This is a genomic window from Agromyces ramosus, assembly GCF_004216665.1.
Lineage (GTDB): Bacteria > Actinomycetota > Actinomycetes > Actinomycetales > Microbacteriaceae > Agromyces > Agromyces ramosus.
Map to the genome: position 1 here is coordinate 796,576 of NZ_SGWY01000003.1, position 22,656 is coordinate 819,231.

Annotated in this window: 23 protein-coding genes; 12 read left to right on the plus strand and 11 right to left on the minus strand. The window is 71.2% G+C overall.

The features are described 5' to 3' along the window. Positions 1-7: 7 nt before the first annotated feature. The 5 genes from EV187_RS15715 to EV187_RS15735 form a co-directional block, all read right to left on the minus strand. On the minus strand, positions 8-1,324 hold the full coding sequence (locus EV187_RS15715; RefSeq protein ID WP_130353965.1) for an FtsX-like permease family protein: 1,317 nt from the start codon (positions 1,322-1,324) through the stop codon (positions 8-10). Next, a complete protein-coding gene (locus EV187_RS15720) occupies positions 1,321-2,013 on the minus strand; it encodes an ABC transporter ATP-binding protein (protein WP_130353966.1) in 693 nt (230 codons plus the stop codon). Before EV187_RS15720 ends, EV187_RS15715 begins: the two co-directional genes overlap by 4 nt. Before the next feature lie 155 nt (positions 2,014-2,168). Next, positions 2,169-2,936, minus strand: a complete 768-nt coding sequence (locus tag EV187_RS15725; protein WP_130353967.1) for a hypothetical protein — start codon at positions 2,934-2,936, stop codon at positions 2,169-2,171. Continuing rightward, the gene (locus EV187_RS15730; RefSeq protein WP_130353968.1) at positions 2,933-3,841 is read right to left on the minus strand and encodes an ABC transporter ATP-binding protein; all 909 of its coding nucleotides are present in this window, start codon (positions 3,839-3,841) and stop codon (positions 2,933-2,935) included. The genes EV187_RS15725 and EV187_RS15730 overlap by 4 nt, the downstream gene beginning before the upstream one ends. Continuing rightward, positions 3,838-4,197, minus strand: coding sequence for a GntR family transcriptional regulator (locus EV187_RS15735; RefSeq protein WP_130353969.1), 360 nt, complete (start codon positions 4,195-4,197; stop codon positions 3,838-3,840). Before EV187_RS15735 ends, EV187_RS15730 begins: the two co-directional genes overlap by 4 nt. A gap of 203 nt (positions 4,198-4,400) precedes the next feature. Here EV187_RS15735 and EV187_RS15740 point away from each other — a divergent pair, with 203 nt between their 5' ends. Continuing rightward, complete coding sequence (locus EV187_RS15740; RefSeq protein WP_130353970.1) at positions 4,401-4,997, plus strand: hypothetical protein; 597 nt, start codon at positions 4,401-4,403, stop codon at positions 4,995-4,997. A 25-nt stretch (positions 4,998-5,022) separates the two neighbouring features. Here EV187_RS15740 and EV187_RS15745 read toward each other — a convergent pair whose 3' ends face one another. Continuing rightward, positions 5,023-5,934 (minus strand): DMT family transporter, encoded by a 912-nt coding sequence (locus tag EV187_RS15745; RefSeq protein WP_130354118.1) that lies wholly within the window; start codon positions 5,932-5,934, stop codon positions 5,023-5,025. Positions 5,935-6,219: 285 nt separating this feature from the next. Between EV187_RS15745 and EV187_RS15750 the strand changes: the two genes are divergently transcribed. The 5 genes from EV187_RS15750 to EV187_RS15770 all read left to right on the plus strand — a co-directional run bounded on the left by EV187_RS15750 (position 6,220) and on the right by EV187_RS15770 (position 12,612). Continuing rightward, positions 6,220-8,376, plus strand: coding sequence for a CHAT domain-containing protein (locus tag EV187_RS15750; RefSeq protein WP_130353971.1), 2,157 nt, complete (start codon positions 6,220-6,222; stop codon positions 8,374-8,376). A 57-nt stretch (positions 8,377-8,433) separates the two neighbouring features. Then, positions 8,434-8,766: a hypothetical protein gene (locus EV187_RS15755; protein ID WP_130353972.1), complete on the plus strand. Its 333-nt coding sequence runs from the start codon at positions 8,434-8,436 to the stop codon at positions 8,764-8,766. Then, entirely contained in the window at positions 8,767-10,872 is a 2,106-nt protein-coding gene (locus tag EV187_RS15760; RefSeq protein WP_130353973.1) for a CHAT domain-containing protein, read from the plus strand. A 58-nt stretch (positions 10,873-10,930) separates the two neighbouring features. After that, on the plus strand, positions 10,931-12,331 hold the full coding sequence (gene lpdA, locus EV187_RS15765) for a dihydrolipoyl dehydrogenase (protein WP_130353974.1): 1,401 nt from the start codon (positions 10,931-10,933) through the stop codon (positions 12,329-12,331). Between the two features lie 80 nt (positions 12,332-12,411). After that, positions 12,412-12,612: a cytochrome c-type biogenesis protein gene (locus EV187_RS15770; protein WP_130353975.1), complete on the plus strand. Its 201-nt coding sequence runs from the start codon at positions 12,412-12,414 to the stop codon at positions 12,610-12,612. 177 nt (positions 12,613-12,789) lie between these two features. On the opposite strand, the gene EV187_RS15775 is transcribed toward EV187_RS15770, so the two are convergent. Both EV187_RS15775 and EV187_RS15780 read right to left on the minus strand, forming a co-directional pair. Beyond that, positions 12,790-14,397: a solute symporter family protein gene (locus EV187_RS15775; RefSeq protein WP_130353976.1), complete on the minus strand. Its 1,608-nt coding sequence runs from the start codon at positions 14,395-14,397 to the stop codon at positions 12,790-12,792. Next, entirely contained in the window at positions 14,397-14,777 is a 381-nt protein-coding gene (locus EV187_RS15780; protein ID WP_130353977.1) for a DUF485 domain-containing protein, read from the minus strand. The genes EV187_RS15775 and EV187_RS15780 overlap by 1 nt, the downstream gene beginning before the upstream one ends. A 205-nt stretch (positions 14,778-14,982) precedes the next feature. Between EV187_RS15780 and EV187_RS15785 the strand changes: the two genes are divergently transcribed. Genes EV187_RS15785 through EV187_RS15800 form a run of 4 tightly spaced genes read left to right on the plus strand, consistent with a single transcriptional unit; the run spans position 14,983 to position 18,897 of the window. Continuing rightward, positions 14,983-16,203 (plus strand): sensor histidine kinase, encoded by a 1,221-nt coding sequence (locus EV187_RS15785; RefSeq protein WP_130353978.1) that lies wholly within the window; start codon positions 14,983-14,985, stop codon positions 16,201-16,203. Then, on the plus strand, positions 16,200-16,949 hold the full coding sequence (locus tag EV187_RS15790; RefSeq protein ID WP_242609634.1) for a LytR/AlgR family response regulator transcription factor: 750 nt from the start codon (positions 16,200-16,202) through the stop codon (positions 16,947-16,949). Before EV187_RS15785 ends, EV187_RS15790 begins: the two co-directional genes overlap by 4 nt. Then, complete coding sequence (locus tag EV187_RS15795) at positions 16,946-17,389, plus strand: DUF485 domain-containing protein (RefSeq protein ID WP_242609635.1); 444 nt, start codon at positions 16,946-16,948, stop codon at positions 17,387-17,389. The genes EV187_RS15790 and EV187_RS15795 overlap by 4 nt, the downstream gene beginning before the upstream one ends. After that, entirely contained in the window at positions 17,386-18,897 is a 1,512-nt protein-coding gene (locus EV187_RS15800) for a sodium/solute symporter (RefSeq protein ID WP_130353979.1), read from the plus strand. Before EV187_RS15795 ends, EV187_RS15800 begins: the two co-directional genes overlap by 4 nt. A 46-nt stretch (positions 18,898-18,943) precedes the next feature. Here the strand turns inward: EV187_RS15800 and EV187_RS15805 are convergent, their stop codons facing one another. After that, positions 18,944-19,594 (minus strand): GNAT family N-acetyltransferase, encoded by a 651-nt coding sequence (locus EV187_RS15805; RefSeq protein ID WP_130353980.1) that lies wholly within the window; start codon positions 19,592-19,594, stop codon positions 18,944-18,946. Between the two features lie 144 nt (positions 19,595-19,738). On the opposite strand from EV187_RS15805, the gene EV187_RS15810 reads away from it, so the two are divergent. Further along, positions 19,739-19,960, plus strand: coding sequence for a DUF1129 domain-containing protein (locus tag EV187_RS15810; protein WP_130353981.1), 222 nt, complete (start codon positions 19,739-19,741; stop codon positions 19,958-19,960). Positions 19,961-20,046: 86 nt separating this feature from the next. On the opposite strand, the gene EV187_RS15815 is transcribed toward EV187_RS15810, so the two are convergent. Further along, entirely contained in the window at positions 20,047-20,862 is an 816-nt protein-coding gene (locus tag EV187_RS15815) for an AraC family transcriptional regulator (RefSeq protein ID WP_130353982.1), read from the minus strand. An 80-nt stretch (positions 20,863-20,942) separates the two neighbouring features. Between EV187_RS15815 and EV187_RS15820 the strand changes: the two genes are divergently transcribed. Then, the gene (locus EV187_RS15820) at positions 20,943-21,380 is read left to right on the plus strand and encodes an SRPBCC family protein (protein ID WP_130353983.1); all 438 of its coding nucleotides are present in this window, start codon (positions 20,943-20,945) and stop codon (positions 21,378-21,380) included. Here EV187_RS15820 and EV187_RS15825 read toward each other — a convergent pair. Next, positions 21,369-22,655: an adenylosuccinate synthase gene (locus EV187_RS15825; RefSeq protein WP_130353984.1), complete on the minus strand. Its 1,287-nt coding sequence runs from the start codon at positions 22,653-22,655 to the stop codon at positions 21,369-21,371. The two genes, EV187_RS15820 and EV187_RS15825, sit on opposite strands and share 12 nt — an antisense overlap. Between the last annotated feature and the right edge of the window lies 1 nt (position 22,656).

Sequence of the window (22,656 nt, forward strand, 5' to 3'; positions counted from 1 at the left end):
CATCGCATCAGGCGGACGCCGCACGCTCGAGCACCGGACGCGTGGCGAGGAGCCCGAGCCACACGATGCCGATGCCCGCCGCCAGGACCCCGGCGATGACGAGGAGCGACTCCGGCGCGACGATGAGCGTGATGCCGGTGAGCGGCAGCATCACGATCGCCGCGGTGACCGCCGAGCCGATCGCGGTGATGCGCAGCGGCGACATCACCGCACGGCGTCGCGCGGCATCCATGGTGGCCACCGGCATGCCGAGCATGTCGAGGCTGCGGTACAGCTCGCCGCGGTCGAGGATGCCCGCCGCCTGGTTGACGCCCACCGAGCAGGCGACCATGAGGAACGAGCCGACCACGGTGATGAGGATGCCCGTGCGGATGTCGGTCACGAGCAGCTGCGACTCGGCGTCGCCCTCCGCGCCCATGACGCCGAGCACCGCGACGCCCGTCCCCGCGAACACGGCCATGAAGCTCGTCATCGCGACGCCGCCGACCTGCCGCCACGCGCCCTTCGGGGACTCGAGCACGGTGCGTGCGGCGAGCAACCGCGCCGGCGTCTTCGCACGACTCGCCTGGCCGCGAGCGACGAGGCGGATCACCCACGGGCCGATGAGGTTCAGCACGGCGAGGGAGGCGCCGAACGCGACGGCGAGCATGCCGAGGATCACCATCGTGGTGGGCGCGACCCGCAGCACGGCCATGAGGCCGAAGGCGAGCGCCACGACGCCGACGCCGATCACGACGCGCACCCAGTGCAGGCGCGGCGCCTCCTGGCGGGTGCGCACGCCGAGCGGCGAGATCACGACCTGCCGCAGCCCGAGCACCGCGCTGAGCGCGGCGAGCGCGGCGATCCCGAACGGCACGGCGACGAGCACCGGCCACGGCAGCAGCACCCCGGAAGCCGAGAGCGGCTCGCCGCGGAACTCGATGAGCCCGAGCAGCGGCACCACGGCCAGGTACACGACCACGCCGGCGACCGCGCCGACGGCGGCGAGCACGGCGGATTCGATCACGGCGAGCGCAGACACGGCCGCCGGCGTCGCGCCGAGCAGGCGCAGGGTGGCGAGCCGGTCGTCGCGGCGCCGCGCGGACAGTCGGGCGGCCGCACCGCCGAGCGACACGAGCGGCACGACGAGCAGCACCAGCGCGATGACCGCGAGCGCCTGGTAGAGCACGCCCTCGTCGTCGGTCCAGGTCCAGAACGCCTGCGCGCCGCCGATCACGGTGAGCAGCAGGGCCGTCACGATGCCGAAGGCGGTGACGGGCAAGGCGGATGCCGCTGCGCCGGCCGTTCCCGGCCGCGCCAGCAGCCACGCGACCCGCGCGATCATGCCGACACCCGCTCGCCGACGATGCGGCCATCGCGCATGTCGACGATGCGCGAGCAGCGCCCGGCCACCTCGGCGTCGTGCGTGACCAGGATGAGCGTGCGGCCCTGTCCCGTGGTCGAGTCGAGGAGCGCCCGCATCACGTCGGCCGAGGTCGCGGAGTCGAGGGCACCCGTCGGCTCGTCGGCGAAGACCACGGATGCCCCGGTCACCTGCGCGCGGGCGATGGCGACGCGCTGCGCCTGGCCGCCCGAGAGCTGGCCGATGCGGCGGTCCTCCATGCCCGCGAGGCCGAGGGCGGCGAGCCAGCCTCGGCCGTGCTCCTCGGCGCGGGCGCGCGGCATCCCGTTGAGCATGAGTGCGAGCGCGACGTTCTCGACCGCCGTGAGCTCCGGGATGAGGAGCCCCTGCTGGAAGACGAACCCGAACGCCTCCCGGCGGAGTCGGGAACGTTCGCGCTCGCCGAGTCCCGTGACCTCCACCCGTCCGGCGCCGGACACGAAGCCGACCGTCCCGGCGTCCGGGCGGGTGATCCCCGCGAGGCAGTGCAGCAGCGTCGTCTTGCCCGAACCCGACGCGCCCATGATGGCGAGCGACTCGCCCGTGCGCACCGAGAGGTCGACGCCCGCGAGCGCGCGTGTCGATCCGAATGACCTGCTGAGGCCCGCTGCCTCGATCACGAATGAACTCATGCTCCGAGCCTCTCGTGGCGGGCGCCGGCACGCGTCGGACCGCAGGCGGATTCGAGGGGGCCCGGGTCATCCTCGAGGATGACCTCGAGGCGTCGTGCGGCGCGACACCCGCTCCCCCGAACGGATGCCGCGCCGCAGTCATTCGCGCCCGCAGGTCAGCGCGGCGTGGCCCGCCGGATCACGACGTAGCCGCCGATGGCGAACACCAGCGCGAGACCGAGCACGACGGTGAACACGCCCACGACGCCGATGCTGCCGAACCACGTGAAGATCGCCGGCCAGCTCTGGGTGAGGGTCGCGATGGCGACGCCGCCGAGTGCGAGGGCGATCGCGCCGAAGGCGAGGACCAGCATGCCGCGCATCCGCCACCGCAGGAACACCGTCGTGACGCTCGCCCCGATGAAGAGCACGAAGAGCTGGAGCGCGAACGTCGTGTAGAAGTCGACGAGCCAGCCGCCCTGCCCGTACCACAGCGAATCGAACATCGAGACCTTCAGCCACCAGCCGTTCGTCAGCTTCTCGAGCTGCACGAGCGTGGCGATGGCGATGGCGTTCAGCAGCGAGACGATCCCGAACATCAGGCCCGTGCCGAGCCAGAAGTCCCGCCGCGTGGCACCGAATCCCAGTGCGAACGACATCGTCAGGCCGATGGCCTGGACGCCGACGGCCACGAGGTACCACTGGGGTGAGAGCACCGCCCAGCTGTAGCGCATACCCTCGCCCATCTTCACGGTGTCCGCACCGGCGGCTCCGGCGATGATGCCGATGATGATCATCACGAGCCAGGCGGCGCCGAGGATGATCCACGGGATGCCGAAGAACACCGAGGGGGTCACCGCGTGGAGGCGGACGACGCGCCAGATCTCGCCGACCCTCGAGCGCGGCTCCGTGCGGACGGTCGGCTGTTCGAGCACGGCGGTCATGCTGCGACCTCCTGTTCGGTCGTGCCGGCGCGGAGGTCCGCTCCGGTGAGGTGGACGATGAGCTGCTGGAGCGAGACCGGTGCGAGCTCGAGGCCGAGCTCGGCGGCCCGGACGCGGTCGGCCCGGTCGAGCCGGCCGTCGATGGTGACGGAGGCCAGGCCGCCGAGGCCCTCGCGCCCGATCACCGCCCGGTCGGCGACGAACGACTCGACCGCCGCCCGGCCGCCCGCGACGGTGGTGGCCGAACCGCGCACCTCGTCGGCATCGCGGTCGAGCAGGATCCGGCCCTGGTCGATGATGAGCAGGTGCTCGAGGAGGTTGGCCACCTCGTCGATCAGGTGCGTCGAGAGCACGATCGTGCGGGGGTGCTCGGTGTAGTCCTCGAGGAGCCGATCGTAGAAGATCTGCCGTGCGACGGCGTCGAGGCCCAGGTAGGGCTCGTCGAAGAACGTCAGCGGCGCTCGGGAGGCGAGACCGACGATGACGCCCACCGCCGAGAGCTGGCCCCGCGAGAGCTTCTTGATGTAGCGCTTGAGCGGGAGCCGGAAGTCGTGCACGAGTCGGTCGGCGAACGCGGCATCCCAGTTCTCGAAGAACCACGGTGCGGCCTTCAGCACGTGCGCGGCGTTGAAGGCGTCGGGGTACCGCTGGGATTCCGCGATGAAGCACAGCCGTCGAAGGACGTCGGCGTGCTCCGCCGGAGTGCGGCCGAACACCTCCAGCTCGCCGTCGTTCGGGAAGATCTGGCCGGTCAGCATCTGCATCACGGTGGTCTTGCCGGCGCCGTTCCGCCCGAGGAGACCGTAGATGCGGTTCTCCTCGAGCGTGAAGTCGACGGCGTCAACGGCCGTGAACGAGCCGTATCGCTTGGTGAGTCCGCTGGCGCGGACCACGGTGCGGGTCATGACTGGATCCTTTCCGCGCGGAGGAGTCCCGCGAGTTCGTCGATGTCGATGCCGAGCTTCTCGGCCTCGATGATGAGCGGCCTGATGTACTCGGTGGCGAAGTCGGCCCGTCGACGCTCGATGAGACGGTCCCTGGCCCCGGGGGTCACGAACATGCCGATCCCCCGTCGCTTCGCCACGATGCCGTCGTCGACAAGGCGATTCACCCCTTTCAGTGCGGTTGCCGGATTGATGCGGAAGAACGTCGCGAACTCGTTCGTCGAGGGAATCTGCTCGTCCTCCCTGAGGACGCCGTCGATGATGTCGTTCTCGACCTGTTCTGCGATCTGGATGAAGATCGGTCGCGATTCGTCCATGCCGGCCTATCTGGTCGTGTACCGAACCTCGTTGGTTCATTACTTATGTAACTAACCAACCATGTACCCTCGCCCGTGTCAAGGCCGCGCTGGATCGCGTGCATCGAGAACTGCGTGCCACCCCGGATGTCGCGTACCACCGACGCGCGATACGGTCCGGTTGAGGGCTCGCTCCGAGCCCGCAGGCCCGGGAAGGTACCGCCATGACCATCGTTGCCGCCATCATCCTGCTCGCCAGCGCGGCAGCCCTCATCGTGGGGGCGTCACTGCCGCAGCTCTACCCGATCTGGATGGCTCGAGAGGTGGACACCATCGGGATCGTCCACGACAACCTGCGAGTCTGGCAGGTCGACACCGCCTTCTTCCTCGTCAGCGCGGTCGGAGCGGCTGTCGGTGCGTGCCTGCTGTTCGGCGGCGTCGGGGGCGAGGGGACTGCGCTCGCGCTGACCTCGCTGATCCTGCTCGGGATCGGCACGACGCTCTGGTGCGTGAACCTGGCGTTCAGGTTCAGCACGACGGCGGCCGTCGCCCGAGACCTCGGCGGGGCCACACCGCAGTGGTATCCGTACCTCGTTCGATTGTCGGTCGCGCTCTGGCACGTCGCGGCGATCTTCCTGGGACTCGTCCTGATCGGCCTCGGTGTCCTGATCCTCGTGTTCGACCTCCTCGATGCGTGGAGCGGGTGGGTGACGCTGGGCGTCGCGGCGGTGCACTGGGGCATACTGGCCGCGACCCGGGACGCACCGCCGCTCTTCTTCTACCTCACCCCCGCCGCGTGGGGCATCGCCGCTCTCACGTGACGCTCGGCCGGGGCCGACGTGCCACTCAGGCGGCGGACGATGCCCGAGCTCGGCGGCGCGGCATCCGGAGCCGGCCCTGGGCGAGCAGGATGCCGAGGAGCACGAGCACGGCGCCGACCGGCTCGTGCCAGCTGAACCGCTCGGCGAGCAGCAGTACGCCCAGCACCACGCCGACGACCGGGGTCACGTACGTGACCGTCGAGGTGCCGGTCGGCCCCCAGGCCCGCAGCACGTTGATGTTCCAGATGTAGGCGAGGCCCGTGCCGAGCACGCCGAGCGCCAGTAGCGAGCCGACGATGGTCCAGTCGAGGTCGACCGGCGAGAGGGCGAGCCACGGCGTGAGCACGAGCATCACCACTGCCGAGACGCCGATCGAGAGGAACGCGAACGTCGCGGGGGCGATCGGGCGCTGGCTGAGGAAGCGGCGCTGGTAGCCGAACGTGAAGCCGTAGCACGCGGTGGCGACCAGGCACGCGAGCTGCCCGGCGAGGCTGCCGGTGAGCGCCGAGTACTGCCATGGTCCGATCACGACGATGACCCCCAGGATGCCGACGCCCACGCCGACCCAGCGGCTGAGCCCGAGGCGCTCGACGCGGAACACGAGGGTGGCCATGAGCGCGGTCATGATCGGGGTGGTGGCGTTGTAGATCGACGCGAGGCTCGACGAGACGTACTGCTCGGCCCAGGCGAAGCACAGGTAGGGGATGACGCACGTCGTGAGCGACACGACGAGGAAGTGCAGCCAGACCACGCGCTCGCGCGGCAGTACCGGACCGGGCGTGCCATCGACCCGCGGCACGCGCGGACGTGTGATCAGCACGATCGCACCGAGGGCGAGGGCACCGAGCACGGTGCGCGACCATGCCACCTGGCCGAACGAGACGCCCTCGAGCGCGACCTTCATGAAGAGGAAGCTGGCCCCCCACACCACGCCCATCGCGAGGAACTGCACCCACGTCGACAGCCGCCCGGATCGATTCGGTGCGGATGCCGCGACGGCGGCCTGACGGGTGGTGCTGGTGCTCACCGGTCGAGCGTATGCCCGACGGGTGACGCGCGTGGAGGGTCGGCGGGGTGCTTGTCCGGAATCCGCCGGAGGACGGCAGGATGATCCGGTCGGCCCGACCCGGGTCCACCCTGATGACCGGTGAGGCCGCGCGGGAGTAGCCTGCTGCCGTAACGGTTCCGGGTCTGGAGCCCCCGGGACCGCCGGGAGCCTCTGATGAGCGCGATCATCGAGCTGGAGATCGGACCCGGCGAGGAGCCGGGCACGTGGAACGTCCGCGTCCTCCGATCGGCAGGGGCGGATGCGGCATCCGCGTCGTTCAGCCTGGACGTCGACGCCCTCATCTCCCGGCTGCCCTTCATGGACTCCACCGTGCTCGCCTCGGCCGTCCCCGCACGGCGGGTCCTGACCGAGGGCGAGACCGAGGTTCAGCGCGTGGGCACCGAGCTGTTCTCCGCGGTCTTCGCCGGCGAGGTCGAGGAGGCGTACCGCACGAGCCGCGCGGTCGCCAAGGAGCGCGGCGAGAGCCTGCAGGTGCGGCTCCGGCTCGTCGCGCCCACGCTCGCAGCCCTGCCCTGGGAGGCGCTGTTCGACCCCGAGGCGGGCGTGTACGTCTGCCGCAAGGAGCCGCTCATCCGGCAGATCCCCACGACGGACGTGATGGAACCGCTGAGCCTCGAACCGCCGCTGCGCGTGCTGGCGATGGTCGCGGCGCCCGGCGACCTGCCGGCGATCGACGCCGGGGCGGAGCGTGTGCGCCTCGAGGCGGCGCTCCGGCCGCACATCGCCCGGGGCCGGATCCTCGTCGAGTGGCTCGACGAGGTCACCTGGAGCAACGTGCACGAGAAGCTGCTCTCGGCGCCGTGGCACGTGCTCCACTTCGTGGGGCACGGATCCTACGATGCGTCGTCCGACGAGGGGGTGCTCGCGTTCGTCGGCTCCGGCGGGCGGGCGGAGTACGTCGACGCCTCGGCGCTCGCCGACCTGCTCGACCAGGCTGAGCCGACGCCCCGCCTGGTCGTGATCAACTCGTGCATGTCGGGCGCAGCGAGCACGGACGAGCTGTACTCCGGCACGGCTGCGGCGCTCGTCAACAGCGGCATCAACGCCGTCGCCGCGATGCAGTTCACGATCAGCGACGCGGCGGCGGTCGCGTTCTCGCAGGGCTTCTACTCCGCCCTCGCCTACGGCCGCCGCATCGACGAGGCGGTCGTGAGCGGTCGGATCGCGATCCTCGGCCTCGGCAGGGACACGCTCGAGTGGGTCACGCCGGTGCTCTGCCTGCGCGGCGACGACACGCGCCTGTTCATCCTGCCGCCCAGCCCGGCGGACGCGGAGGACGCGGAGGACGCAGCGGGAGCCGAGCACGCGGCGGGCGCCGCGGCCATCCCGGGAGGCCCCGATGCCCCGCCGGAGCCCCGACCGAAGCCCGACCCGCGCCGAGTCGGCCTGATCGCCGCCGTGGCGGCCGGGGCCGCGCTGCTCCTCGGCATCGGCGGCACGGTCGCGGTGATGGCCGCCTTGGGCGGTGGCGGTGGCGCAGACGGGGGTTCCGGCGCCGCCGACGTCGGGGCGCAGACCCTCCCCGCCCGCATCGACGTCGCGGGCGACACGGTGTGGACCCCCACCGGCCTCGACTGCGCCGGCGGCCAGCGGCTCCTGCTCACGGCGTCGGGGGAGGTCGAGGTGGACGACCTCGGCGGCATCGCGCTGACGCCGGAGGGCGCCCAGCAGCAGTACTCGACGATCAACCCGCAGCCGTACGCGTCGTACGCCTCGCTCATCGGCCGCGTCGGCGACGGCGGCATGCCGTTCGTGGTCGGATCCCGGCTCGCGATGGAGTGCCCCGGCGACGGCGACCTCCAATTGGGCGTCAACGACCCGGATCCCGCCCAGAACGTCGGCCAGTTCTCCGTGCAGGTCTCGGATGTCACCGTCGACCCGACGATCACGCTCGACGCCCTCACCCCGATCACGGTCGACGTGCCGGCCGACGCCGGCGACTGGACGTCCACGGGGATCACGTGCGTGCCGGGGGCCACCTATTCGATCTGGGCTGACGGGGTGATCACGTGGGGGGAGGATCAGGAGCTCACGGCGGTGAACCCCGACGGAACGGAGCTGTTCGCCGAGCAGGACAACGACGCGACCGCGAACCTGCCTGGCCTGGAGGCCGCGCAACATGGATCTCTCGTCGGCGCCATCGGCGGCCTGCCGCCGTACGTCGGACTCGGCACCGACACGTACGTCGACTGCTATGCCGGCGGCGGCCGGATCGGTGAGCTCGTGCTGGGCCTGAACGACCTGGACCGCGCCGACAACACCGGCGGGTTCACGGTCACCCTGTCCCGCATCACCGGCCCGTCGGGCTGAACACCGCCGTCGAGGCATCCGACCCGTGACGAGCGGGAGCGCCCCTCGACGATCATCATGACCGCGCAGTCCGTGCTACCCCTGACGCTGCCGGGATCCGGCGACGCTACCCTGCCGATGAAAATGCGTCGGCACGCTGTGCCGCCCAGGGGGCGTGAGATGAGTGCGATCATCGAGGTCGAGATCGGTCCCGGAGCAGATCCGGGCACGTACGACGCTCGCGTGATCCGCGCGCCCGGAGGTGCGCCGGGACGACTGAACTTCTCCCTGGACATCGATTCGATTCTCGAACGCCTTCCGACTGTGGAGGCCGTAGTCCTCGCTTCGGCCGTGTCGGCACGGCGAACCCTCACGGCGAACGAGTCGGAGATCCACCGTCTCGGCGGCTAGTTGTTCGCCTCGACCTTTGCAGGCGACGTCGGCACCGCCTTCCGAACCGGCCAGGCCGTCGCCCGCGAGCGAGGCACGAGCCTCCAGGTCCGCCTCCGGCTCACCGACCCTTCCCTCGCGGCACTGCCCTGGGAGGCGATGTTCGATCCCGTCGACGGAGTGTACGTGTGCCGCAAGGAGCCGCTCATCCGCTACGTCGAGACGCCGAGATCGAACGAAGCCCTTCGCGTCGAACCGCCGCTGCGCATCCTGGGCATCATCTCCGCGCCGCGCAACCTGCCTCGAATCGACACCTCGTCCGAGCGCGATCGACTCGAGCGCGCACTCGGTTCCCACCTCGCAGCAGGTCGGGTCACCATCGACTGGCTCGAGGAGGCGACATGGGCGAACGTTCACGAGAGACTCCTCTCCGGACGATGGCACGTGCTCCACTTCGTCGGACACGGGGACTACGACCATGCCGCCGGTGAGGGCGTCCTCGCGCTGGTCGGAGAGGGCGGACGCGCGGAGTACGTCGATGCGAGCGTGTTCGCCGACCTGATCGACGAAGCGGAGCCGACGCCCCGACTCGTCGTCCTGAACTCCTGCGCCTCCGGAGCGTCGGGCGACACGGAGTTGTTCGCCGGCACGGCGTCAGCCCTGGTGCGCAGCGGTGTCCAAGCGGTCGCGGCGATGCAGTTCACGGTCAGCGATCCGGCCGCGCTGGAGTTCTCGCGCGGCTTCTACTCGGCGCTCGCGAACGGGCGAGGGGTCGATGAAGCGGTGCGCAGCGGACGGATCGCGATCCTGGGTCTCGGTCGGTTCACCCTGGAGTGGGTCACGCCCGTGCTGTACCTTGCGGGCGACGATGCACACCTCTTCGACATCGACGCGGCCGCCGTGCCGGCGCTCGTGACCGCTCCGCCCCCGCCCACACCTGCCCCGATTGCCGAGCCCAGCCCCGAACCGGAGCCCGAACCGGAGCCCGAACCCGGGCTCGAATCGGCGCCCGAACCCGAACCGGCGCCCGAACCCGAACCGGCGCCCGAACCCGAACCGGCGCCCGAACCCGAGCCGGCGCCCGAACCGGAGCCCGAACCCGAGCCCGAACCCACAGCAGACGCCGAATCGGGGCCGGGGCGCGAGCCCGCCGAGCTGCCACCCACGTACGCACACCCCGATGTCCCGCCAGCACCCGGTCGCAGGTCGTCGCGGAAGCGCCGGCTCGTGCTCCTCATCGCTGGCGCGGCGGCACTCGTCGGGATCGGGACCGCCGTGGTATTCGCACTTGGCGGCTCGAGGTCGAGCGGGGGCGCGGTCGTGGGGGATGGCCCGTCCGAACCGGACCCACCGATGACCTTCACGATGCCGGGGAGCATCCCGTGGACCTCGACCGGCGTCGAATGCACCGGCGGGAGCGCCCTCGAGATCACGGCCACGGGGACCGTGACCGATGAGTCGGACCCGTCGGCACCGGTGACGCCCGACGGACTCGACGACGTCGCCCGCCGTCAGGCGAACCTGCCCGCACTACCCGACGCCAATGCCCTCGCCCTGGTGGGTCGGGTCGGCGAGGACCAGCCGTACTTCGTGATCGGCAGCGACTTCACCGGCATCTGCCCTGCCTCCGGCCCGCTCGATATCGGACTCAACGACACGGCGACCAGTGGCAACGGCGGATCGTTCGAGGTCACCGCGACCATGACGCCGAGCAACGGTGTCGGCAATTACTTCGTCGAACCCGTGCCCGGAGACTCGACCTGGTCGCAGGCAGCCGTCACCTGCGAGGCAGGCGACCGGATCCACTTCATGGCCAGCGGGCGGGTACTGCTCGGAGGGGCGCCGGACCGAGTCGCCGGACCCGACGGACGGCCGGGGGACGACGCATCCTCGAACCTCCCCGGGCTCGAGTCGGCTCCACCCGGGGCGTTGATCGGGCGATTCGGTGACGCCCCGCCGTTCCTCATCGGTTCGTCGTCGTCGGTGGCGTGCCCGGGCGGCACCGAGTACTGGCTCGACCTGGCTCTGGGGATCAACGACGCGGGCCCGGATGTCGCCTACAACACCGGAACGTTCACGGTCGCGGTCGTGCCCCTCACCGAGACGGATCCGTCCGAATCGGACTGACGACCGTCGAGGCATCCGACCGTGACGAGCGGGGGGCGACCGACCTAGGCTGGCCCGCATGACCAGCCAATTCGACGTCATCGTCCTCGGCGCGGGCCCCGGCGGCTACGTTGCCGCGATCCGCGCCGCGCAGCTCGGCCTGAAGGTGGCCGTCATCGAGGAGAAGTACTGGGGCGGAGTGTGCCTCAACGTGGGCTGCATCCCCTCGAAGGCGCTGCTGCGAAATGCCGAGCTCGCGCACATCTTCCACGACCAAGCCGCCACGTTCGGCATCTCGGGCGACGTGCAGTTCGACTTCGGTGCCGCCTTCGACCGAAGTCGTCAGGTGTCCGAGAAGCACGTCAAGGGCGTGCACTTCCTCATGAAGAAGAACGGGATCACCGAGTTCGACGGCCGAGGCACGTTCCGTGACGCGAACACCATCGACGTCGCGAAGTCCGACGGCTCGACCGAGACGGTCTCCTTCCGCAATGCGATCATCGCGACGGGCTCTCGCGTCCGGCTCCTGCCCGGCGTGCAGTTGTCGCAGAACGTCGTCACCTACGAGGAGCAGATCCTCACCCGCGACCTGCCCCGTTCGATCGCGATCGTCGGCGCGGGCGCGATCGGCATGGAGTTCGCGTACGTGCTGCGCAACTACGGCGTCGAGGTCACCGTCATCGAGTTCCTCGACCGCGCCCTCCCCAACGAGGACGTCGAGGTCTCGAAGGAGATCACGCGGCAGTACCGCAACCTCGGCATCCCGATCCTCGCCTCGACGAAGGTCGAGACCGTCGTCGACAACGGCTCATCCGTCACCGTGTCGTACACCGGCGCCGACGGCAACCCCGGCTCGCTCGAGGTCGACAAGGCGCTCATCTCCGTCGGCTTCGCGCCGAACGTCGAGGGCTTCGGGCTCGAGAACGCCGGCGTGCAGCTCACCGAGCGCGGTGCGATCGCCATCGACGAGCGGATGCGCACGAACGTGCCGCACATCTACGCCATCGGCGACGTCACCGCCAAGCTCATGCTCGCGCACGTGGCCGAGGCGCAGGGCGTCGTCGCGGCCGAGACCATCGGCGACGCCGAGACGCTCGAGCTCGGCGACTACCGGATGATGCCCCGCGCGACCTTCTGCTCGCCGCAGGTCGCGAGCTTCGGCCTCACCGAGCAGCAGGCCCGCGACGAGGGCTACGACGTGGTCGTCGCGAAGTTCCCGTTCACCGCGAACGGCAAGGCGAACGGCCTCGGCGACCCGGTCGGCTTCGTGAAGCTCGTGGCCGACAGGCAGTACCTCGAGCTGCTCGGCGGTCACCTCATCGGCCCGGATGTCTCGGAGTTGCTGCCCGAGCTGACACTCGCGCAGAAGTGGGACCTCGGCGCGCTCGAGCTCGCCCGCAACGTGCACACCCATCCGACCCTGTCGGAGGCGCTGCAGGAGGCGTACCACGGCCTCGTGGGCCACATGATCAACATGTAGAACGATCTGCGGACCCCCGGGCGTCGACTCCCGGCGGTGACGCGTCTCGAGTCGCAGCACACTGATCTGGAAGGGCGACCATGAACGGATTCCTGATCGGCCTCGGCGTCCTGATGATCGTCGTCGGCGGCGTCTGGACCTTGCAGGGCGTGGGCGTGCTGCCCGGCTCCGTCATGAGCGGGGTGGCGCTGTGGGCGATCCTGGGGCCGGTCGTGGCACTCATCGGCGTGGCCCTGCTCGTCTGGGGCATCGCACGGCGACGCCGCAACGCCCGGGGCTAGGCGGCATCGCACGGCGGCGGTGCCGCTGACGCGGCGACGCGCGACGAAGGGGCGGATGCTGCGACTCGACGTCGCGGCATCCGCCCCGGGTGTTCCATCGACGCGGCTGGGCAGGCGTTCCTGCCGTGTCGAAGGTGATCCGGCGGCGGGGACTTCCCAGCTCCCGCCGCCGGAACCCTAGTGCTGGACCGCCTTCTCGGCGCCGACGCCGGTGAGCGAGCGCACCTCCATCTCGGACTGCTTGGCCGGGTCCTCGGTGCTCTTGTCGAGCACGGTGCCGAGCCAGCCGAGGAAGAAGGCCAGCGGGATCGAGATGATGCCGGGGTTCGACAGCGGCACGATGTCGAAGTCGGCGCCCGGGATCATCGAGGTGGGGGTGCCCGAGACGACGGGCGAGAGCGCGATGAGGATGATCGCCGACGCGAGTCCGCCGTACATGCTCCAGAGCGCGCCCCTGGTGGTGAATCGCTTCCAGAAGAGCGAGTACACGATGGTGGGCAGGTTGGCGGATGCCGCGACCGCGAACGCGAGCGCCACGAGGAACGCGACGTTCTGGCCGTTGGCCCCGATGCCGCCGATGATCGCGATGATGCCGATCACGACGACCGTGCGACGGGCCACCTTGACCTCGGCGCCGGCCTCGGGCCTGCCCTTCTTCACGACGCTCGCGTAGATGTCGTGGGCGAAGGAGGCCGCCGCGGTGATGGTGAGGCCGGCGACGACCGCGAGGATCGTCGCGAACGCGATCGCCGCGATGAGGCCCAGCAGGATCGGCCCGCCGAGCTCGAACGCGAGCAGCGGCGCGGCCGAGTTGGCGCCGCCGGGAGCCGCGGCGATGGCCTCGGGTCCGATGAGCGCCGCGGCTCCGTAGCCGAGCACGAGGGTGAACACGTAGAAGATGCCGATGAGCCAGATGGCCCAGACGACCGACTTGCGGGCCTCCTTCGCCGAGGGCACCGTGTAGAAGCGCATCAGCACGTGCGGCAGGGCCGCGGTGCCGAGCACGAGTGCCAGGCCGAGCGAGAGGAAGTCGAGCTTCGCGATCTCGGACACGCCGTACTTGAGGCCCGGGTCGAGGATCGCCGGGTTGCCGGCGGTCGCGACCGCGTTGTCGAGCAGCGTCGAGAAGCTGAAGCCGTTGATCGCGAGCACCCACACGGTCATCACCGCGGCGCCCGCGATGAGCAGGCCCGCCTTGATGATCTGGACCCAGGTGGTGCCCTTCATGCCGCCGATGAGCACGTAGAGGATCATCAGGCCGCCGACCACGGTGATGACGACGCCCTGGCCGACCTTGTCGCCGATGCCGAGCAGCAGCGACACGAGCCCGCCGGCGCCGGCCATCTGCGCGAGCAGGTAGAAGAAGCACACGACGAGGGTGGTGGTCGCCGCGGCGATGCGCACGGGCTTCTGCTTCAGCCGGAACGAGAGCACGTCGGCCATCGTGAATCGGCCGGTGTTGCGCAGCAGCTCGGCGACGAGCAGCAGCGCGACGAGCCATGCCACGAGGAAGCCGATCGAGTAGAGGAACCCGTCGTAGCCCGTGACCGCGATCGCCCCGACGATGCCGAGGAAGGAGGCCGCCGACAGGTAGTCGCCGGCGATGGCCGCGCCGTTCTGGCCGCCGGTAAACGAACGGCCCGCCGCGTAGTAGTCGGACGCGGTCTTGTTGTTGCGGCTCGCGCGGAACACGATGATCATCGTGATCGCGACGAACGCGCCGAAGATGGCGATGTTCAGCCAGGGGTCGCCGGGCGACGTGGCGGCTGCCTCGAAGGGTCGCATCAGCGGGTCACCCCCGCGGTGACGGATGCCGCGGCGGCATCCGCCTCGATCTCCTCGCGGATCTCGGTGGCGAGCGGGTCGAGGCGCCGGTTGGCGAAGTGCACGTACCAGGTGGTCACGGCGAACGTCGTGACGACCTGCGCGAGGCCGAGGAGCATCGCCATGTTGATGCTGCCGAACACGGGCGTCGACATGAAGTCGTGCGCGTAGCTCGCGAGCAGCACGTAGGCGAGGTACCACGCGAGGCACGCGCCGAGCACGGGGAACACGAAGCTCCGGTGCGTGCGGCGAAGGGTCTGGAACTCGGGTGATTGCTGGACCGCGCGGTAGTCGACGTCGAGTGGGGTCGTCGTCTCCGCGCTCAGGGCTTCGTTGCCCATGGCGTCTCTCCTTCGAGGGGGGTCTCGGCGGGCCGTTCGCCGCGCCGGTGCGCTGTGCCGTCGTGGCCGGCGGGCAGTGCAGTGGCACCATGCTGGCGCTCGCTCCGGGCCGCCGGGGGGCCGTGCCGCTCGTCGTCGGTGAACGGCGTCCATCCTGCGACGAACGGCGATTCGGCGACGACGAACGACGGCTACGCTGACCTGCATGCCCGAGTCGATGTTGCTCGCCGCTGCCGCCGGCGTCGTCGCGGGGGCGCTGGCGGTCGGCGTGGTGCTGCTGTTGCGACGCCTCGTGGTGGCATCGAGAGAACTCGGCACCGACGTGGAGCGGGCGACGTACCAGACGCTCCACCTGGCCAGCCGTGCGGCGAAGCACCTGCGGGGCGGCATCGACGAGGTCGACGCGATGCGGGCGGGCCGCTACCTCCGGGCCCTCCTCGGCTGCGAGTCGCTCGCACTGGTCGACCGCGCGGGTGGCGTCACGGTCGAGGGCGACGACGCGGTCCGCTCGGTCGCCGGCCGCCTGGCGGCCGAGGCGAGCGCGTCGGGCAAGTCGCAGGTGCAGCGGCGCATCCCGTTGGGCGACGGCGAGACGGATGCCGTGGCGGCACCGATCCTCGCCGACGGACGGGCAGTCGGGGCGATCGTCGCGTTCGCGGCGCCCGTGCGCGCCGGGCTCGTGCGCGCGACCGGGGAGGTCGCGGACTGGGTCGCCGCCCAGGTCGAGCTGGGCGAGCTCGACGCGTCGCGAGCGGCCCTCGCGGAGGCAGAGGTGCGCGCCCTGCGCGCGCAGATCAGCCCGCACTTCATCTACAACTCGCTCAACGCGATCGCGTCGTTCATCAACACGGATCCGGCACAGGCCCGGGAGCTGGTGCTCGAGTTCGCCGACTTCACGCGCTACTCGTTCCGCAGGCACGGCGACTTCACGACGGTCGCCGAGGAGCTCCGCTCGATCGACAGCTACCTGCGCCTCGAGCGTGCGCGGTTCGGCGACCGGCTGAAGGTGACGCTGCAGGTCGCCCCCGAGGTGCTCTCCACGGTGGTGCCGTTCCTGTCCATCCAGCCGCTCGTCGAGAACGCGGTGCGGCACGGGCTCGAGTCGAAGGAGGGCGGCGGCCGCATCACGATCACCGCCGAGGACTCCGGCGCCTTCGCCGAGATCAGCGTTGAGGACGACGGTGTCGGCATCGACCCCGCGGTGCTCGAGTCGGTGCTCGCGGGCGGTGCGCCCGGCGAGCACGTGGGCCTGCGCAACGTCGACGCGCGCCTCCGGCAGGTCTACGGCGAGGAGCACGGGCTCGTCGTCGAGACCAACGTGGGGGCGGGCACGCTCGTGCGCATGCGCGTGCCGAAGTCGCAGCCCGGCCGCGTCGCGGCATCCGCCGACGCCGCCCTCGGGCCCGATGGGAGACTGGAACGGTGACCATCAGCGTGCTCATCGCCGACGACGAGCAGCCCGCGATCGACGAGCTGGCGTTCCTGCTCGGCCAGGATCCGCGCATCGGGATCATCCACCAGGCCGCCTCGGGCGCGGAGGCCATCCGCCTGCTCACGCGCGAGCCCGTGGACGCGGCCTTCCTCGATATTCACATGCCCGGCCTCACCGGGTTCGACCTCGCCCGCGCGATGCAGCGCTTCGAGCGCCGCCCCGCCCTGGTGTTCGTGACCGCCGACGAGGAGGGGGCCCTCGAGGCCTTCGACCTCGCGGCGGTCGACTACCTCCTGAAGCCGGTGCGCACCGAGCGCCTGCACCGCTCGGTCACCCGTATCGTCGAGGCGTTGAAGGCGGCATCGGCTCCGGCCGCCGGCGCCGCGGCGTCCGAGCAGCAGCCCGAGGTGATCGCCGTGACCCTCGGCGGCACCACCCGCATGATCCGCCGCGACGAGGTGCGGTACGTGCAGGCGCAGGGCGACTACGCGCGCCTGCACACCGAGGAGGCGAGCTACCTCGTGCGCGTGCCGATGTCCGACCTCGAGCGGCAGTGGTCCGAGGCGTTCGTGCGCATCCACCGCTCGTACCTCGTGGCGATCGGGCACCTCACCCGCATCCGCCTCGGCGGCGACCACCCGAGCGTGGTGGTCGGGGCGGCCGAGCTGCCCGTGAGCCGCCGGCTGCTGCCCGCCCTGCGGGAACGGCTCGAGGCGGCGACGATCCGGCCGCGGCCATGAGCGACGAGCGAGCGGATGCCGCGGGGCCGGCGCCCGATCCACGCGAGCCGGCCGGCGAGCGAGCGGATGCCCCGCCCGCGCGCGTGCGCGTGACCGCCCGGAGCGCGGGCTCCGCTGCGGCATCCGCACGGCCGGCCCTGATCACGGGCAGCGACGCCCCCACGAGCGACATCGCCGGGGTCTACGTGCGCTCGCTGATCCGCTCGCAGCTGCGGCTCGGGATCGTGTTCGCCGTCGGCTTCGCCGTGGCGACCGCGTCGTTCGTCATGGCGATCGCGGTCGTGCCGGAGCTCGACGCCACGTTCGTGCTCGGCGTTCCGCTGTCGTGGCTCCTCCTCGGCGTCGGGGTCTACCCGCTCGCGATCACCGTCGGCGGCCTCTACGTGCGAGCCGCCTCGCGGAACGAGGCCCGCTACCGCTCGCTCACGGAGGACGAGTGAACCCCGCCATCGGCTACGCCGCGATCACGGTGGTGGCCGTCGCCTCGGCGCTCATCGGGTTCTACGGGCTGCGCGTCTCGCGCACGACGAGCGACTTCTACGTCGCGTCCCGCACCGTGCGACCGTGGTGGAACGCCTCGGCGATCGGCGGCGAGTACCTCTCGGCGGCGTCGTTCCTCGGCATCGCCGGGCTCATCCTGCTCACCGGGTCGGCGGCGCTGTGGTTCCCGATCGGGTACACGGCGGGCTACCTCATGCTGCTGCTGTTCGTGGCGGCCCCGCTGCGCCGTTCGGGCGCGTACACGATCCCCGACTTCACCGAGGCGCGGCTCGAGTCGGAGTGGGCCCGCCGGGTCACGAGCCTGCTCGTGATCGTGATCGGCTGGTTCTACATCGTGCCGCAGCTCCAGGGCGCGGCACTGACGGTGCGCATCACGACCGGCCTGCCGGCGTGGGCGGGGTCGCTCGCGGTCGCGGTCATCGTGGCCGTCGTCGTGGCGGCCGGCGGCATGCGCTCGATCACGTTCGTGCAGGCGTTCCAGTTCTGGCTGAAGCTGACCGCCCTCGCGGTGCCGGTGATCGCACTGCTGCTCGTGGTGAACGGGGGCGAGCCGCCCGCGCAGCTGACGCCGGCCGAGGCGTTCCCTCCCGCGGCGGGGCCGGGCGACCTCGACGTCTACCGCACGGTGTCGTTGATGGTCGCGCTGCTGCTCGGCACCCTCGGCCTGCCGCACGTGCTGGTGCGCTTCTACACGAACCCCGACGGGGTCGCGGCCCGTCGCACGACCGTGATCGTGCTCGTGCTGCTCTCGGTGTTCTACCTGTTCCCCACCGCCTTCGGGTTCCTCGGACGGGCGTTCGCGCCCGACCTCGCGGCGCCCGGGGAGTCGGACGCGCTCGTGCTGCTGCTGCCCGACCGGCTGGTGCCGGGGCCGCTCGGCGAGCTGCTCACCGCGCTCGTGATCGCCGGCGCGTTCGCGGCCTTCCTCTCCACCTCGTCGGGACTCGTGGTCTCGCTGGCGGGCGTGATCAGCCAGGACCTGCTCGGGGGCAGCGTCCGCGGCTTCCGCATCGCCGCGGTGATCTCGTCGTTCGTGCCGCTCGTCGTCGCCCTCGCCACGGAGTCGACGGGGCTCGCCGGCAGCGTCGGACTCGTGTTCGCGTTCACGGCGTCGACCCTGTGCCCGGTGCTCATCCTCGGCATCTGGTGGCGGGGCCTCACCGCCCGCGGCGCGATCGCCGGCATGGCCACCGGCGCGGTGCTGTCGGGCTCGGCCATCCTCGGCGGCGCCGCGCTCTCGGCCCTCCTGCCCGGCATGCGTCCCTTCCTGGAGCAGCCCGCGGCGTGGACGGTGCCGCTCGCCGTGCTCGTGACCGTGCTCGTGTCGCGTGGCGACCGCCGGGGTGTGCCCCGCGGCACCGACGCGTTCCTGATGCGCCTGCACGTGCCCGAGCACACCCGTCACCGCGCGGGGCCCGAGACCTCCGGCCGGATGCCGCGCCAGTGACGCGCCGACCTCGGCGGCGGCGTCGCCGCCATCGTCGAGGGCGGGATCAGCCTGCCGGGCTGACGTCGAGCCGCACGGACTCGCCGCGCCGAGCCGCGAGTCGCTGCTCCAGGCCCGCGCGCACCGATGGCCAGTCGTCGACGATGACCGAGTACACCGCCGAGTCGCGCCACGAGCCGTCGGCTCGCGGCTTGTGTCGGCGGGCGATGCCCTCGAACTGCGCACCCAGCTTCACGATCGCGGCGCGCGAACGGTCGTTGCGCGCGTCGGCCTGCAGCTTGACGCGGCCGAAGCCGTGGTCGAACGCGAGCCCGAGCAGGAGCAGCTTCGCCTCGGGGTTCACCGCGGTGCCCCAGACCCGCGGGTCGTAGGCGGTCCAGCCGATGTGGGCCGACTCGTTCGGCAGGTCGAGGTCGCCGAGCTTGGTGGCGCCGACGACCGTGCCTCCGTCGGGTCCGCCCTCGAGGCGCACGGTCCACGGCATCGCCGCCGACCCTCCCGACCAGGTCGCTCGGGCGAAGGCGTCGAACGCCCTGGCGTCGACGGGCAGTCCGGCCGGGCCGCCGCCGAAGCCGCCCGCGAAGACCTCGGGGCGTCGGAGGGCCCGCTCGAGCGCGGGGACGTCGGCCTCGCTGAACGGCGTGAGGCGGATGAATCGGCCGACGAGCGGTTCGTCGGGGGGACGCGTGGCGGTCATCCCGTCGAGTCTGGCATGGAACGGATCGCCCATCGGCGCCGCCCCGCACCGCCCCGGGGCGGCGGTCCGCCGAGCCTTCCGTCGCCCGGGCGCCGGCCATACGATGACCTGAGCAGTGTTCCGACGATGGAAGGTGTGGGGGATATGGGTGCACTGGACGACCTGACGAAGAAGGCCCAGGACTTCGTCGAGGAGAACAAGGACACGATCAACGAGGCGCTCAACAGCGAGCAGGCCGAGGACATCAGCGACAAGGTCCTCGACGGCATCGCCGAGGCGGCCAAGAAGGTCACGCCCGACGAGCACGACGCCAAGGTCGACGACGTGCGCGACAAGATCGACACGTCGATCGGCACCGAGCCGTAGGCCGGCGGGTCATGAGTGGCGGATGTCGCGCGGTCGCGGCATCCGCCCCCTTCATGCCCGCCCGAGGAGACGCCGCCATGGCGGTGTCACGCGAAGGCGGCCGCCGGGTCGGGCACGAAGCGCGCTGCGTCGGCGCCGGCCGCACTCACGCGGCGGTGGTACTCGGCGGGCGTGAACCCGGTGAACCGCTTGAAGTCGCGGATGACGTGCGACTGGTCGTAGTAGCCGCCGTCGACGGCGAGGTCGCTCCACGCGGCCGCCTCGGCCACGGGCGTGCGATCGATGAGGCGATGGAACCGCACGAGCTCCGCGTAGCGCTTGGGCGCGATGCCCGTCGCCCGCCGGAATCGCGCCACGAACGCCGGATGCCGCAGCCCCGCCGCCGCGGCCAGGGCGGCGATCGGCGACGACGGGTCGGCGTCGAGGCGATCGATCGCCGCTCGCACCACCGTGTCCGCGTGTCGATCGGGACGCATCCTCGCCGTGAGCACCTGCTCGACCGCGTCGAGCACCGCCTCGGCGTCGGCGTCGGCCCCGAGCCGGGCTGGAGCGTCGAACCACGGCTGCGGCGTGATGCCGCCGGCGAGCACCTCGGGATCGAGTCCGAGCATCCGCGGGCCGTCGGGCCGCACCACCGCACCCGCGTTCACGATGGGATCGGGCGCCTCGCTCACCACGAACCGCGATCGGAGCCCGGAACCGAATCCGGGCCCGAGCGTGCGCCACGGGGCATCCGCCGCATCGAGCACCCGGTAGGGCGCCGCGGCGAGGTTCACGATGAGGTGCACCTCGGTCATCGGGAAGATCCGCTCGAAGCGCGAGGGCGCCGGCCCGCGCAGGAACCACAGCTCGCGCACCGACTCGGCGAGCGCGCCGTGCACCAGCCGCCGCGCGTACTCCACGTGCCACCCTCCCCGTGAAATCCATCCAATCGGATGCCGCGACCGGCGGTCTACCCTGCGGAAGAGCCCGGGAGGTCATCATGAAGGCGGCATTCACCGACGAGCAGGCCATCGACGTCGCACCCGACGTGGCGTGGTCGCGCCTGACCGACTGGACCGAGGCGACCCACTGGATGCCGGGCGTCGAGTCGATGCGGGCGGATGGGCCGATCTCCAGGGGCACGGAGCTGCGGTTCGTCGCGCGCGGGAAGGAGCGCACGTCGACCATCACCGCCGTCGAGCCCGGACGCTCGCTCACGCTCCGCAGCACGGTCGGCGGCGTGACGGCCGACTACACGTACACGATGCGACCGGGCGCGACCGGGGGCGGCACCCTCGTCCGCCTCGAGGCCCTCGTGGGCACGCGCGGCATCATGACCCTGCTGGCGCCGGTGATCCGCGGCGCGATCGCCCGTGAGGACGGCGTGCAGCTGGCGCGCCTGAAGGCGTGGGTCGAAGCGACGGCCTCAGTCGAGTAGGTCGTGCAGCTGCACGATCTGCTCGCGGCCGGGGCCGACGCCGATGGCGGAGATGCGCGATCCGCTCATCGCCTCGAGCTCGCGCACGTAGGCCTGCGCGTTGGCCGGGAGCTCCGAGAACTCACGGGCGCCCGAGATGTCCTCCTGCCAGCCGGGGAACTCCTCGTAGACCGGCACGGCGTGGTGGAAGTCCGACTGCGACACCGGCACCTCGTCGACCCGCTGCCCGTCGACCTCGTAGCCGACCGCGACGGGGATCCTCTCGAGTCCCGTGAGCACGTCGAGCTTCGTGAGCACGAAGTCGGTGACGCCGTTGATGCGCGACGCATAGCGCGCGATGGGCGCGTCGTACCATCCGGTGCGGCGGCGGCGGCCCGTGGTCGTGCCGAACTCGAAGCCGCGCTCGCTGAGGAACTCGCCCCACTCGTCGAAGAGCTCGGTGGGGAACGGACCGGCGCCGACGCGCGTCGTGTACGCCTTCACCACGGCGATGACCCGGTCGATGCGGTTCGGCGCGATGCCCGAGCCGGTGACCGCCCCGCCGCTCGTGGCGTTCGACGACGTGACGAAGGGGTAGGTTCCGTGATCGACGTCGAGCATGGTGGCCTGGCCGCCCTCGAAGAGCACGGTCTCGCCGCGCTCGAGCGCCTCGTGCAGCAGCAGCGACGTGTCGGTGACCATGGGGCGCAGGCGGTCGACGTAGCCGAGCAGCTCCTCGACGACCTCGTCGACGCCGATCGCGCGGCGGTTGTACACCTTCACGAGCAGGTGGTTCTTCTGGTCGAGGGCGCCCTCGACCTTCTGCCGCAGGATGTTCTCGTCGAAGAGGTCCTGCATGCGCAGGCCCACGCGGTTGATCTTGTCGGCGTAGGCGGGGCCGATGCCGCGGCCGGTGGTGCCGATCTGGCGCTTGCCGAGGAAGCGCTCGGTGACCTTGTCGAGCGTGCGGTGGTACTGGGTGATGAGGTGCGCGTTCGCCGAGATGCGCAGGCGCGAGACATCCACCCCGCGGCTCGCGAGCCCCTCGAGCTCCTCGAACAGCACCTCGACGTCGACGACGACGCCGTTGCCGATGACCGGCGTGACCCCCGGCGTGAGGATGCCGGACGGCAGGAGGTGCAGGGCGTACTTCTCCTCGCCCACCACCACGGTGTGCCCGGCGTTGTTGCCCCCGTTGAACTTCACGACGTAGTCGAGCCGGGATCCCAGGAGATCGGTCGCCTTGCCCTTGCCCTCGTCGCCCCATTGCGCTCCGATGAGTACGGCTGCGGGCATG

Coding starts and splice junctions, on each gene's coding strand:
- EV187_RS15740 (WP_130353970.1), top strand. CDS start 4,401: ATGACCATCGTTGCCGCCATCATCCTGCTCGCCAGCGCGGCAGCCCTC.
- EV187_RS15785 (WP_130353978.1), top strand. CDS start 14,983: ATGCCCGAGTCGATGTTGCTCGCCGCTGCCGCCGGCGTCGTCGCGGGG.
- EV187_RS15735 (WP_130353969.1), bottom strand. CDS start 4,197: ATGGACGAATCGCGACCGATCTTCATCCAGATCGCAGAACAGGTCGAG.
- EV187_RS15715 (WP_130353965.1), bottom strand. CDS start 1,324: ATGATCGCGCGGGTCGCGTGGCTGCTGGCGCGGCCGGGAACGGCCGGC.
- EV187_RS15795 (WP_242609635.1), top strand. CDS start 16,946: ATGAGCGACGAGCGAGCGGATGCCGCGGGGCCGGCGCCCGATCCACGC.
- EV187_RS15820 (WP_130353983.1), top strand. CDS start 20,943: ATGAAGGCGGCATTCACCGACGAGCAGGCCATCGACGTCGCACCCGAC.
- EV187_RS15810 (WP_130353981.1), top strand. CDS start 19,739: ATGGGTGCACTGGACGACCTGACGAAGAAGGCCCAGGACTTCGTCGAG.
- EV187_RS15775 (WP_130353976.1), bottom strand. CDS start 14,397: ATGCGACCCTTCGAGGCAGCCGCCACGTCGCCCGGCGACCCCTGGCTG.
- EV187_RS15730 (WP_130353968.1), bottom strand. CDS start 3,841: ATGACCCGCACCGTGGTCCGCGCCAGCGGACTCACCAAGCGATACGGC.
- EV187_RS15745 (WP_130354118.1), bottom strand. CDS start 5,934: ATGGGCGTGGTGTGGGGGGCCAGCTTCCTCTTCATGAAGGTCGCGCTC.
- EV187_RS15780 (WP_130353977.1), bottom strand. CDS start 14,777: ATGGGCAACGAAGCCCTGAGCGCGGAGACGACGACCCCACTCGACGTC.
- EV187_RS15720 (WP_130353966.1), bottom strand. CDS start 2,013: ATGAGTTCATTCGTGATCGAGGCAGCGGGCCTCAGCAGGTCATTCGGA.
- EV187_RS15755 (WP_130353972.1), top strand. CDS start 8,434: ATGACCGCGCAGTCCGTGCTACCCCTGACGCTGCCGGGATCCGGCGAC.
- EV187_RS15770 (WP_130353975.1), top strand. CDS start 12,412: ATGAACGGATTCCTGATCGGCCTCGGCGTCCTGATGATCGTCGTCGGC.
- EV187_RS15805 (WP_130353980.1), bottom strand. CDS start 19,594: ATGACCGCCACGCGTCCCCCCGACGAACCGCTCGTCGGCCGATTCATC.
- EV187_RS15825 (WP_130353984.1), bottom strand. CDS start 22,655: ATGCCCGCAGCCGTACTCATCGGAGCGCAATGGGGCGACGAGGGCAAG.
- lpdA (WP_130353974.1), top strand. CDS start 10,931: ATGACCAGCCAATTCGACGTCATCGTCCTCGGCGCGGGCCCCGGCGGC.
- EV187_RS15750 (WP_130353971.1), top strand. CDS start 6,220: ATGAGCGCGATCATCGAGCTGGAGATCGGACCCGGCGAGGAGCCGGGC.
- EV187_RS15725 (WP_130353967.1), bottom strand. CDS start 2,936: ATGACCGCCGTGCTCGAACAGCCGACCGTCCGCACGGAGCCGCGCTCG.